This window comes from Escherichia sp. MOD1-EC6819, from assembly GCF_002965765.1.
In the GTDB taxonomy this organism is placed as follows: domain Bacteria; phylum Pseudomonadota; class Gammaproteobacteria; order Enterobacterales; family Enterobacteriaceae; genus Escherichia; species Escherichia ruysiae.
Genome location: NZ_PTRG01000005.1, coordinates 130991 through 143281 on the forward strand (window position 1 = coordinate 130991; position 12291 = coordinate 143281).

The window sequence follows — 12291 nt, forward strand, 5'->3', positions numbered from 1 at the left end:
TATTTATCCTGGGGAGACCGGGATATTCCTGACGTAGAGGCAGGTATGAAGAATATCAGTATTTCCTGATGAAGGGAGAAATTATGAGCCAGAAATTAAAAGTCGTCACTATTGGTGGCGGGAGTAGTTATACCCCGGAACTGCTGGAAGGGTTTATTAAGCGTTATCACGAATTGCCAGTGACTGAATTATGGCTGGTGGATGTCGAAGGTGGTAAGGCAAAACTGGATATTATCTTTGATCTCTGCCAGCGAATGATCGATAACGCTGGTGTACCGATTAAACTTTATAAAACGCTTGATCGTCGTGAGGCGCTGAAAGGGGCTGATTTTGTCACTACCCAACTGCGCGTAGGTCAATTACCAGCACGCGAACTGGATGAACGTATTCCGTTAAGTCATGGTTATCTTGGCCAGGAAACTAATGGTGCGGGTGGCCTGTTTAAAGGTCTGCGCACCATTCCTGTGATTTTTGACATCGTAAAAGATGTCGAAGAACTTTGTCCGAATGTGTGGGTGATCAACTTCACTAACCCGGCGGGAATGGTCACTGAAGCGGTTTATCGTCATAGCGGATTTAAACGCTTTATCGGCGTATGTAATATTCCGATTGGCATGAAAATGTTTATCGGCGATGTTTTAGCCTTGAATGAGAACGATGATTTATCTATCGATCTGTTCGGCCTGAACCACATGGTGTTTATTAAGGATGTGTTGGTAAATGGCAAATCACGTTTTGCCGAATTGCTCGACGGCGTGGCGTCAGGGCAGTTAAAAGCGTCTGGCGTAAAAAACATTTTCGATCTGCCGTTTAGCGAAGGCTTAATTCGGGCACTGAACCTGTTGCCGTGTTCCTATTTGCTTTATTACTTCAAGCAAAAAGAGATGCTGGCGATTGAAATGGGTGAGTATTACAAAGGCGGCGCGCGTGCGCAGGTGGTACAGAAAGTCGAGAAGCAACTCTTTGATCTGTATAAAAACCCGGATCTGAAAGTGAAACCGAAAGAGCTGGAGCAGCGCGGTGGAGCTTATTACTCTGATGCAGCGTGCGAAGTCATTAACGCTATCTACAACGACAAGCAAACGGAACATTACGTTAATATCCCGCATCATGGGCATATTGATAATATTCCGGCAGACTGGGCGGTAGAAATGACCTGCACGCTGGGGCGCGATGGCGCGACTCCACATCCGCGCATTACGCATTTCGATGACAAAGTGATGGGGCTGATTCACACCATCAAAGGCTTCGAGATTGCCGCCAGCAACGCAGCACTTAGCGGGGAATTTAACGATGTGTTACTGGCGCTAAACCTTAGCCCGTTGGTGCATTCCGATCGCGATGCTGAGTTGCTGGCGCGTGAGATGATTCTGGCGCATGAGAAATGGCTGCCAAATTTTGCCGACTGCATAGCAGAACTCAAAAAAGCACATTAACCGGGGCTGATTATGGAACGCTTACTGATTGTTAATGCCGATGATTTTGGCTTAAGCAAAGGTCAGAACTACGGCATTATCGAGGCCTGTCGAAACGGTATTGTCACGTCAACGACGGCGCTGGTGAATGGTGAAGCTATCGACCATGCGGTGCAGTTGAGTCGTGATGAACCGAGCCTGGCAGTTGGGATGCATTTTGTTCTCACCCTGGGCAAGCCGCTGACTGCAATGCCGGGTTTAACCCGCGAAGGCGTGCTGGGGAAGTGGATCTGGCAACTGGCGGAAGAAGATGCTTTACCGCTAAAGGAAATTGCTCAGGAACTTGCCTGTCAGTATCTGCGTTTCATTGAGCTATTTGGGCGCAAACCTACACATCTTGATAGCCATCATCATGTGCATATGTTCCCGCAGATTTTCCCGATTGTGGCAAAGTTTGCGGCTGAAGAGGGGATTGCGTTGCGCATCGACCGTCAGCCGTTATTTAGCGATGGTGATTTACCCGCTAAATTGCGCAGTTCGCAGGGCTTCAGTAGCGCGTTCTATGGTGAAGAGATTAGCGAGTCACTGTTTCTGCAAGTGCTGGATGATTCCAGCCATCGCGGTGAACGTTCGTTGGAAGTGATGTGCCATCCGGCGTTTGTCGATAATACAATTCGCCAGAGTCCTTATTGCTTTCCACGGTTAACGGAGCTGGAAGTGTTGACATCAGCATCGTTGAAGTATGCCATTGCCGAGCGAGGTTATCGGTTGGGTAGTTATCTTGATGTGTAAGGAAGTTTGTAAAGTCACTCCCCTGGGGGAGTGACTTTATTCATATTTACGCCGGAATTTTATCAATCTTAGGAATACGTGACCATACGCGGTGCGCTGCCATTAGCGTTAATAGTTCATCCATAAAACTACCGTCGGCGCTGTCGGCTTCCACGATCCCTTCTTCACCCTGGTCATCAACCTTGATTGTCGCCTTAAACTTGCGTGCGTCTCCTGCCAGCGCAATCGGTTTAAGGTGTTTGTAGGCTTCCATCAGGTAATAGTTTGCATCGCCGTTGTCGGCAATATCGGCGATATTGCCGCAAGGGACAATCACCGCATCGACCGTCAGCGATGGTGCCCCGGCAAAGGTAGCGGCTATTGGCAGCACCGTACCGTCATCGGCAGTCACTTCCCCCATCCGCGAATAAAGCAGTTTGGCATGAACGCCTTTAGCTTTCAGCGCCTTGAGGATTGACAGAAGGTCTGCCGATCTCACTTCATCATTAAGCAAAATCGCTACCACACGACCTTTCACATCACCATCAGGAATGGCATACAGACTCAACGCAGGATCTTTTATCAGCCCGTTTACGTCAGGTGGCGGCGTAATATTCAGCTGATCGTCAGTCAGTTCGATACCGAGATTTTTTGCTACCGCCTGCGCCAGAGTCAGATCAATATGCGCCAACTGGTCAACGACGCGTTCACGAATATAAGGTCGTACAACTTTGCTTAACTCAAAGCTGAAACCATCGACAATATGGCGTTGCTCGAACGGCGTCTGACTTAACCAGAACAGGCGCGGATGCGAATAGTATTCGCCAAATGATGGGCTGCGCTCCCGCACTTTATTGCCTTCCACGCGCTCCTGGTATGATTCAAATCCACCGCGTTTTGGCCCCGGCGGCGTTTCGCGCGGCCAGTTATCGTTGATCGAGTTCGGTTCGTAATTCGCCGGGTTAGTGTCGATTCCCATCCGATGCATACCGTCACGCTGGAAATTGTGGTACGGGCAGGTAGGGCGATTAATCGGAATTTCATGAAAATTCGGCCCGCCAAGACGGCTGATTTGTGTATCGGTATAGGAGAACAAACGCCCCTGCAACAGCGGATCGTTGGTGAAATCCAGACCGGGGACAATATGACCAGGATGGAAAGCTGCCTGTTCGTTTTCGGCAAAGAAGTTATCCGGGTTACGGTTAAGCACCATTTTGCCGACGCGCTGAACGGGGACTAACTCTTCCGGGATGAGTTTCGTTGGGTCAAGCAGGTCGAAGTCGAATTTGAATTCATCTTCTTCGGGGATCAACTGGAAGCCCAGTTCATACTCCGGGAAGTCGCCTGCTTCAATGGCTTCCCACAGTTCGCGGCGGTGGAAGTCTGGATCACGTCCGGTAAGTTTCTGCGCTTCATCCCAAACCAGCGAGGCTTTACCTGCCAGTGGTTTCCAGTGGAAACGCACAAAGGTTGCTTTACCTTCGGCGTTAATCAGGCGGAAGGTGTGAATGCCGAAGCCTTCCATGGTGCGGTAACTGCGTGGTATTCCGCGATCTGACATCGCCCACATCACGTTGTGGAGCGTTTCTGGTTGCAGGGAAACATAATCCCAGAAGGTGTCGTGGGCGCTTTGCCCTTGCGGAATTGCCCAGTGCGGTTCTGGTTTTACCGCATGAACAAAGTCCGGAAATTTGTGTGCATCCTGAATAAAGAAGACAGGCGTGTTGTTACCCACAAGATCAAAAATGCCTTCTTCGGTATAGAACTTGGTGGCGAAACCACGGATATCACGCACCGTATCTGCCGAACCTGCGCCACCCTGAACGGTAGAGAAACGCACGAACACCGGGGTAATTTTGTTCGGATCTGACAGGAAGTCGGCTTTGGTTATATCGCTTAAGTTTTTATATGGCTGGAAATAACCGTGAGCGGCTGACCCACGCGCGTGAACGATACGTTCCGGGATACGTTCATGGTCGAAGTGGGTGATTTTCTCGCGCAGAATAAAATCTTCCAGCAGCGTTGGACCACGGCTACCGGCTCGTAGGGAGTTTTGATCGTCGGCGATGCGCACGCCCTGATTAGTGGTCAGCGCATAATTTTCACTGCCTTTGCGTACGTCTTCCAGAGAGTTTAGTTTTTCGTTACGCGTATCAGGAGCTTTCAGACTCCCAGGGGCGGTAGGTTGTGCGCCTGGCGGGGTCGGTTCAGCCGCTGGACGATGAGATCCGTCTTCAGGTGCCAGTGAGTCCATTCCCGGTTTCGCTTCGCTGGAGTCGTGTAGTGGTGACTGGTGCTGATGTGGGTTCTTTTCGTTATGTTGCGACATTGAACTCGTCTCCTTAATTCATTACTGAAAGGGCCGCTGTTTTGGTCAAAAAACCCTCTAACTATAGACCATCAGGGTGATCTCGCTCTGGAAGCGGTGCCAGAGAAGGTATTCGGGAATATACGCAAAGCAGGACGGACGGGGGGTAAATCAGCTAAACTACAATTTTTCTGATTTTTAATATGCGTTTAGTGAAGCCAGTAATGAAGAAACCGCTACGTCAGCAAAACCGCCCGATTATTAGCTATGTTCCTCGCACGGAACCTGCGCCGCCAGAACATGCGATTAAGATGGATTCGTTTCGCGATGTCTGGATGCTGCGTGGCAAATATGTTGCGTTTGTGCTGGTTGGGGAATCATTCTTGCGCTCACCTGCGTTTAATGTGCCGGAGTCGGCTCAGCGTTGGGCTAATCAGGTGCGCCAGGAAAATGAGATCGAAGAATAAATAAACGCCTGTCGAAGGACAGGCGTTTTGCGTTATAAACCAGGATTAACGGTGTGCCAGTTCGGCGTCGTCTTCGCTGTCCAGAATGGACTTATCGGTTTGCTTAAGCCACTGGCTGGTCAGCGTACCTGCGGTCATTGAGCCGCTCACGTTCAATGCAGTTCGACCCATATCGATAAGCGGTTCAACGGAGATTAACAAAGCCACCAGCGTTACCGGCAAGCCCATCGCTGGCAGAACAATCAACGCGGCGAATGTCGCACCACCACCAACACCTGCAACACCGGCAGAACTGACGGTAACAATACCGACCAAAGTTGCAATCCACATCGGATCCAGCGGGTTAATACCCACCGTTGGCGCTACCATTACGGCCAGCATTGCCGGATACAACCCGGCACAGCCGTTTTGACCAATGGTCGCCCCGAAAGAGGCGGCAAAACTGGCGATAGATTCAGGAACACCCAGACGACGCGTTTGTGCTTCAACGTTCAGTGGAATAGACGCAGCACTGGAACGGCTGGTGAAAGCAAATGTCAGCACCGGCCACACTTTGCGGAAGTATTTCAGCGGGCTGACGCCATTAATACCCAGCAGAATGCCATGCACCGCAAACATAATGATAAGACCCAGGTAGGACGCGACAACGAAGCTACCCAGCTTAATGATGTCTTGCAGGTTGGAACCGGCAACCACTTTGGTCATCAGCGCAAGCACGCCGTAAGGGGTGAGTTGCATGACCAGGCGAACCAGTTTCATCACCCAGCTTTGCAGTGTGTCGATAGCTGTTAAGACGCGTTCACCTTTCGGCGCATCATCTTTCAGCAGTTTCAGCGCAGCTACACCCAGGAATGCCGCAAAAATTACCACGCTGATAATTGATGTCGGATTCGCACCGGTCAGATCGGCAAACGGATTTTTCGGGATAAAAGACAGAATGAGTTGCGGAACACTTAAATCTGCGACTTTACCGACATAGTTGCTTTCAATAGCGTTCAGGCGAGCAGTCTCAGCGCCACCCTGAACCAGACCTTCAGCAGTCAGACCAAACAGGTTAGTCACCAGCACACCGACCAGCGCCGCAATCAGCGTGGTAAACAGCAGCGTACCGATGGTCAGAAAACTGATTTTTCCTAACTGAGATGCGTTATGCAGGCGAGCAACCGCGCTCAGAATAGAGGCGAATACTAACGGCATAACGATCATTTGCAGTAGCTGAACATAGCCGTTACCGACAATGTTAAACCACTGTACAGAATCTTTAAGTACCTGGCTGTCAGAACCATAAATGGTATGCAGAGCAAGGCCAAAGACCACGCCCATCACCAGACCCACCAGCACTTTTTTTGCCAGACTCCACTGTTTGTGGCGGGCCTGAGCCAGCACAAACAGCAGAACAACGAACACTACGATGTTCGCAATTAATGGAAAGTTCATCCCCGTTCTCCTGATCTTATTATTTCTATCACTGTGTAACAGTCATAGTGTTGGCGCAAGATTAACAGAACTGTGAGCTGGCTCTTATATTCAAATGGAATTGCTTATTCCAGAAAGGTGATTTTTGCCTTTTTAGTATTCAACCTGGTGCTTAATAAGGCGATGAAACTGGATCTGCAAGGTATTGATCATTTGCGATGACCAACGAACCGCGCTGTTTTCAGGCAGAGAATGGGGCATCCACACCGACCAGACAAATAATGCCATGCAGAGAAAACGTTCCAGCTGATTGCCCTTTTGTGGCACCAGAATTGGCAGGCGAAAGCGCCAGCGACACGGCCAGAGCAGGGGAACACCAGCCGGTGTCAGCATATCGGCAAGAATATGACTCAAATAACCCAGCACCATACCTTGCAGTGCATCAGCCGGAATAAACCAGCTTTCCGGCACCTTGAGATAAAAGGTTGCCAGCAGGGCAAATACAGCCAGCAAACTGTGGGTAAATCCACGGTGTCCAAATGCGCGGGCAATGGGTTTTGATATCCACCTTAATCGCTGCCCAAGAAACGATTTTGGGTGGTCGATGTCCGGTAACAGACACGTTAAGATCGCGGAAGGGACAATATGCCACCAGTCACCCTGTGCCAGCACGGGCGTCAGCTCGGCATTTTTGGCAAATACCGCACAAGCAATAGAAAAGAGAAGGTGACCTTCCGCCGTCATGATAAAACTCACTAAACTGTCGATACGTACAGTATAGGATTTTTATACAGTGCGCGGAAGTGGTGACGGTGTAACTCTTTATCACAAAATGATGATAAATCCGCCAGTTGAATAAAAATTCAGATAAAAAGCCAGGGGCAGTTATGGCACTGCCCGATTTTATTAGCCGAGGAGGTCGGTCGCGGTCAATTCGGTGAGAGAGGAAAGTTTTACGTTCGCCAACACAAAACGGGGATCATTTTGCGCTTCGGGCGCGGGGACGACGATAGAACGCATACGTGCCGCTTTAGAGGCGATCATGCCGTTTACAGAGTCTTCCAGCGCCACGCAGGCGAGAGGATCAACGCCCAGTTTTGCTGCACAGTCGAGATACACTTGTGGATGCGGCTTGCTGTAAGGCAGCTTTTCGGCGGAGGCGAGGGCATCGAAACTGTCACGTAAGTCAAACATGGTCAGCACTTTTTCCAGCATATGCAAAGGTGACGCGGAGGCCAGACCTACCAATAATCCTTGTTCTTTGCATAGCGCAACGGCCTCACGCACACCAGGCAGTAATGGTCGCGTCTCTTCAACCAGTGAAATGGCACGGGCAATAACCCGTTCAACTACCTCCTGGCGACTCGGCCCATTCCACGGTTGCCGGGCATACCACAGATCAACCACCATATCGATGCGTAAACCTAAGGTGTCCGGTAGCTCGTTACGACGGGAGATATCTACCCCCAGGCTTGCCATCACATCCAGTTCGGCTCGATCCCATAAAGGTTCTGAGTCGATAAGTAATCCATCCATATCGAAAATTGCAGCAAGAATCTGACGCGGGGTTGACATTACAACCTCTCCTTTAGAGCATTATGTGTAAGGTATTAAGCAGTGCTTATGATTAAGCGCCTATCATATCGCCTTTAAAGAATGGGCGAAAACAGATATCTACAGGTAAACTAATTGAAACGACGCGTCTTAATCAAGGAGAACTCATGACGTATCAACAAGCTGGACGCATTGCTGTTTTGAAAAGGATTTTGGGTTGGGTGATTTTTATACCGACACTTGTTTCCACGTTAATTTCCTTGCTGAAGTTTATGAATGTCCGGCAAGAATCCCAGGAAGGTATCAATGCTGTAATGCTCGACTTTGCGCATGTCATGATCGATATGATGCAGGCGAATACGCCTTTTCTGAATCTGTTCTGGTACAACTCACCGACGCCCAATTTTAATGGTGGCGTGAACGTTATGTTTTGGGTGATTTTCATCCTGATATTTGTGGGGCTTGCACTGCAAGACTCTGGTGCCCGTATGAGCCGCCAGGCGCGCTTTTTGCGCGAAGGTGTTGAGGATCAACTCATTCTGGAGAAGGCTAAAGGGGAAGAGGGGTTAACGCGTGAGCAGATTGAGTCACGCATTGTGGTGCCACACCATACTATTTTCTTACAGATTTTCTCACTCTATATTCTGCCGGTAATTTGTATTGCTGTGGGGTATGTGTTCTTTTCTTTGCTTGGATTTATTTAAGTAAAAGGCCGCATGGAGCGGCCATTATCATCAATCCACATCACGCAGCTAACAATCTATCCAGAGACTGCTGGGCAATAACCAAATGCTGCCCGCCAAACAACCTTGCACGGTTAAGCAACGTGTAGAGTTGGTAAATTGGTTGACGTTCGAGGAAATCTGCCGGTAGCGGTGAAACGGACTGATAGCCGTCATAGATTTGTGGCGGCTGTTCGGTATGCAGTGGCAACATCGCCAGATCGCACTCTCTGTCGCCCCAGTAACAAGCAGGGTCGAATATATACGGCCCCTCCGGGCCCAGAGCGCAGTTTCCAGACCATAAATCGCCGTGTAACAGTGATGGCTGTGGCTGATGAGAGCTCAGGCGTTGCTTAATATGCTCGACGATGGAGTCGATATTGCCGAAGGCGATCCCTTTTTCTGCTGCCAGTTCCAGTTGCCAGCCAATACGTTGTTCAGCAAAGAACGTTGACCAGCGACGTTGCCAGGTATTGGGTTGTGGAGTAGTGGAAAGTGCGTTATCGAAATCGAGGCCAAATTGCGGCTGGTCACTCCATTGATGCAGGTGCGCAATTTGCTGTCCTAAAATAAATGCGTTATGTGCATCCAACGGGCGGGGCGGGAGATAGTCCATCACCAAAAAACTGTAGTCGCGGTCAGCGCCAACAGCCCATACTTTAGGCACGCTGACCGTTTTACTGCGCGACAGTAATTCCAGCTGGTCGGCTTCGGCGGTAAAACCGGAAAGCAGTTCCCTTTCATCACATTTGACGAAAAAGTCACGTCCTGCGTAGCGTAAATGCCATGCGGCATGGACTTCTCCGCCAGGCAGTTCATTACGCAGTTCGATTTCGCCTTCACCTAACTGCTCGCTCAAAAGACGACTGATTGCCTGCCACATGATGTCTCTCCCATGTTGTCTGCCAGATCATAAGGTTAGCGCAGGAATGCGGTGCAAAAACACGAGCTAACGCACACCACAGACTGATTATTGCCCAAAAACCATTTATTTTCTGTTGCTATGCCAGTCCTCCCAGGTGGTGATTATGATCTCTGGGTCTTTGCCTGTGGCGCTTTGGGTGAGTGCGGCAACCAGCTCTCTTATTTCATCTTCACTTTGAGTACTGATAAGCCCAAAGGTGTTCGTTCCCAGCTCATGGATATTTCCGTCATCATCCGTCATGGTCAGTAAAAAACCGTCGCGTGTCAGAAAGTTATTTAACTCATTAATTTCAGTTAATGTGTCTTCATGCAACATGACAGTAATGACATAACGGACAAGATCGCCACCAGCCATAATTCACCTCTTTGTTATCACGTGATTTTTTAGCATAGTCGGAGAAACGCGTTGTCGACAGGTTTATGGTGATTCCCCCAATGATTGGGGGAATATCTCTATAAGTGGGAAAGGTAAGCGTAAATTTTTTGCGTATTGTCATGGGAGCACAGACGAGTTCCTTGATTGAGCGTGGCGGCGCTGCCCGCAGCGACCCCAAAACGAACCATCTCTGCAAGAGAGGCATTTTCTGCCAGCTTCAGCGTCATCGCGCCGACCATGCTGTCACCTGCACCGACGGTACTCTGGCTTTTCACCGGTGGTGGCACAACCTGAATGCAGTTTTCGCTGTCCACCCCCAGCGCGCCCTGCGGGCCAAGGGAAACGACAACCCGTTTGGCCTTGCCGCTATTAACGATTTCCTGCGCGGCTTTGCGTACATCATCAGGCTGGGTGAGTTCGCGGTTAACCAGTGCGCTTAGCTCTTTCTGGTTAGGTTTAACCAGTTCAATGTTGCCAATGGCCAGGGCTGCACTTAAAGCCTCGCCAGAACTGTCGACGATGCAGCGAATCCCTTGTCTTTGCGCAGCTGAAATAAGCTGAGTTAATTTTTCCAGCTTCACACCTGGGGGCAGGCTTCCGCTTATGACCAGAATGGCTCCAGATTCAATTTCCAGAACTTGCTCTTCAAGTTGACGAAATTCATCGTCACTTAATGTCGCGCCAGGCATGACAAATCGGTACTGTTCACCTGTAGACTCCACATGTACGTGCAGATTCTGGCGGGTCCAGTCTTTTGCTTCGACAGTCGCAACCGGGACATTTTCATCAGACAGCAGTGAAACCAGATGTTCGCCAGTCGCTCCGCCAGCCGGGAAGATTGCCGTGGCGCTCCCACCAAGGTGGGCAATGGCGCGGGCGACGTTAATACCGCCGCCACCGGGCTCGAACACCGGTGCGGTACAACGCAGTTTTCCTTCGGGGTAAATTTGCGGGGTAATTGTTGCGCTATCGAGAGAGGGCGCAAGTGTCAACGTATAGATACGTACCATCATTTCCTCCTATAGGCTGATTTCAGTCTGGCACTGAATCAGTGGAAAGTGAAGAAATTAACAATATGATTTATTGGATATTTATATGAAATTAATAAGATGAAGATATATAAATAAATATTTGTTTTCATAATGTGCTTATTCAAAAAATGAAATAAGAAGTCGTTGCTAAGTTTTTCACTCCTTTTTATAATTTGTCACCTTTCCAGGGACGCTACTCTTTGATCCTTAAGAAAGTTTCCGGGACCGCGATGGTCTCTTTTTTTGTTGTACGGACTTTTAATAAATGAAGCTTTTGAAGACAGTTCCTGCCATCGTTATGTTGGCGGGGGGTATGTTTGCGTCTCTGAATGCAGCTGCCGATGATTCCGTTTTTACTGTCATGGACGATCCTGCCAGCGCCAAAAAACCTTTTGAAGGTAATCTGAATGCAGGCTACCTTGCACAATCAGGTAACACGAAAAGTTCTTCACTAACGGCTGATACCACTATGACCTGGTATGGGCATTCTACTGCCTGGTCGCTGTGGGGGAATGCCAGTAATACTTCTTCTAACGATGAGCGTTCTTCGGAAAAATATGCGGCGGGCGGGCGTAGCCGTTTTAATTTAACTGACTATGACTATTTATTTGGTCAGGCAAGCTGGCTGACAGACCGCTATAACGGTTATCGCGAACGCGATGTGTTGACTGCGGGTTATGGTCGCCAGTTTTTGAATGGCCCGGTACACAGCTTCCGCTTTGAATTCGGTCCTGGCGTGCGTTACGACAAATATACCGACAATTCTAGTAAAACCCAGCCGCTGGGTTATGCTTCAGGGGCTTACGCGTGGCAGTTGACCGACAACGCGAAAATTACCCAGGGCGTTTCCATCTTTGGCGCAGAAGATACGACACTGAACTCGGAAAGCGCGTTAAATGTGGCTATTAATGAACATTTCGGTCTGAAGGTGGCGTACAACGTTACATGGAACTCTGAACCGCCTGAATCGGCTCCAGAACATACCGATCGCCGAACAACGTTATCGCTGGGATATAAAATGTAATTACTGCCGGGCCGCGACGAGCGGTCTGGCTTTTTCGTTAGCTAATAGCGTTCTACCATTCAACCCCAAATCATTGCCGCCCAACGCAGTAACAGCATAGCGCCACAAATAGCCAGTAGCACCACCACCATCTTCCAGTGTTTTTTGTCAAAACGTTTTGTCGGCATGTGTTTTCCTGCGTATTTCGAGTGGTCAATATCCGAGTGTAACAAAATGGGCAGGCGTTGCCTGTATTGATTTATATCATTTCGATCATGATGATTGCCGCTTTGCCCGATAACAA

13 protein-coding genes are annotated in these 12291 nt (G+C 49.4%); 5 read left to right on the forward strand and 8 right to left on the reverse strand.

What is annotated here, in order from left to right:
• Positions 1 to 83: 83 nt before the first annotated feature.
• Positions 84 to 1436 carry a 6-phospho-beta-glucosidase gene (gene celF, locus A7Z06_RS08650; RefSeq protein ID WP_000078792.1) on the forward strand — a complete coding sequence of 451 codons (1353 nt, stop codon included), beginning with the start codon at positions 84 to 86 and terminating at the stop codon, positions 1434 to 1436.
• A 12-nt stretch (positions 1437 to 1448) separates the two neighbouring features.
• Positions 1449 to 2207 carry a chitin disaccharide deacetylase gene (gene chbG / locus A7Z06_RS08655; RefSeq protein WP_105279396.1) on the forward strand — a complete coding sequence of 253 codons (759 nt, stop codon included), beginning with the start codon at positions 1449 to 1451 and terminating at the stop codon, positions 2205 to 2207.
• 46 nt (positions 2208 to 2253) lie between these two features.
• On the opposite strand, the gene katE is transcribed toward chbG, so the two are convergent.
• Positions 2254 to 4515 carry a catalase HPII gene (katE, locus tag A7Z06_RS08660; protein WP_085460660.1) on the reverse strand — a complete coding sequence of 754 codons (2262 nt, stop codon included), beginning with the start codon at positions 4513 to 4515 and terminating at the stop codon, positions 2254 to 2256.
• Positions 4516 to 4697: 182 nt separating this feature from the next.
• Between katE and cedA the strand changes: the two genes are divergently transcribed.
• The gene (gene cedA / locus A7Z06_RS08665) at positions 4698 to 4961 is read left to right on the forward strand and encodes a cell division activator CedA (RefSeq protein ID WP_001241547.1); all 264 of its coding nucleotides are present in this window, start codon (positions 4698 to 4700) and stop codon (positions 4959 to 4961) included.
• A 45-nt stretch (positions 4962 to 5006) separates the two neighbouring features.
• Here the strand turns inward: cedA and tcyP are convergent, their stop codons facing one another.
• From tcyP to hxpB, 3 genes are all read right to left on the reverse strand, one after another.
• Positions 5007 to 6398, reverse strand: a complete 1392-nt coding sequence (gene tcyP / locus A7Z06_RS08670; protein WP_001010734.1) for a cystine/sulfocysteine:cation symporter — start codon at positions 6396 to 6398, stop codon at positions 5007 to 5009.
• Between the two features lie 132 nt (positions 6399 to 6530).
• Positions 6531 to 7121: a metal-dependent hydrolase gene (locus A7Z06_RS08675; RefSeq protein WP_010345892.1), complete on the reverse strand. Its 591-nt coding sequence runs from the start codon at positions 7119 to 7121 to the stop codon at positions 6531 to 6533.
• Between the two features lie 162 nt (positions 7122 to 7283).
• Positions 7284 to 7952, reverse strand: a complete 669-nt coding sequence (hxpB, locus tag A7Z06_RS08680) for a hexitol phosphatase HxpB (protein WP_000106829.1) — start codon at positions 7950 to 7952, stop codon at positions 7284 to 7286.
• 146 nt (positions 7953 to 8098) lie between these two features.
• Between hxpB and A7Z06_RS08685 the strand changes: the two genes are divergently transcribed.
• The gene (locus tag A7Z06_RS08685; RefSeq protein ID WP_000222185.1) at positions 8099 to 8635 is read left to right on the forward strand and encodes a YniB family protein; all 537 of its coding nucleotides are present in this window, start codon (positions 8099 to 8101) and stop codon (positions 8633 to 8635) included.
• Between the two features lie 40 nt (positions 8636 to 8675).
• On the opposite strand, the gene A7Z06_RS08690 is transcribed toward A7Z06_RS08685, so the two are convergent.
• From A7Z06_RS08690 to pfkB, 3 genes are all read right to left on the reverse strand, one after another.
• Positions 8676 to 9536, reverse strand: a complete 861-nt coding sequence (locus A7Z06_RS08690) for a fructosamine kinase family protein (protein WP_000267674.1) — start codon at positions 9534 to 9536, stop codon at positions 8676 to 8678.
• Between the two features lie 105 nt (positions 9537 to 9641).
• Positions 9642 to 9932, reverse strand: a complete 291-nt coding sequence (gene ghoS / locus A7Z06_RS08695) for a type V toxin-antitoxin system endoribonuclease antitoxin GhoS (protein WP_000896962.1) — start codon at positions 9930 to 9932, stop codon at positions 9642 to 9644.
• A gap of 98 nt (positions 9933 to 10030) precedes the next feature.
• Complete coding sequence (gene pfkB, locus A7Z06_RS08700; RefSeq protein ID WP_000251749.1) at positions 10031 to 10963, reverse strand: 6-phosphofructokinase II; 933 nt, start codon at positions 10961 to 10963, stop codon at positions 10031 to 10033.
• Positions 10964 to 11249: 286 nt separating this feature from the next.
• On the opposite strand from pfkB, the gene A7Z06_RS08705 reads away from it, so the two are divergent.
• Positions 11250 to 12008, forward strand: a complete 759-nt coding sequence (locus tag A7Z06_RS08705; protein ID WP_000771390.1) for a DUF481 domain-containing protein — start codon at positions 11250 to 11252, stop codon at positions 12006 to 12008.
• Between the two features lie 59 nt (positions 12009 to 12067).
• Here the strand turns inward: A7Z06_RS08705 and yniD are convergent, their stop codons facing one another.
• The gene (yniD, locus tag A7Z06_RS08710) at positions 12068 to 12175 is read right to left on the reverse strand and encodes a small membrane protein YniD (protein ID WP_001142445.1); all 108 of its coding nucleotides are present in this window, start codon (positions 12173 to 12175) and stop codon (positions 12068 to 12070) included.
• Positions 12176 to 12291: the final 116 nt, after the last annotated feature.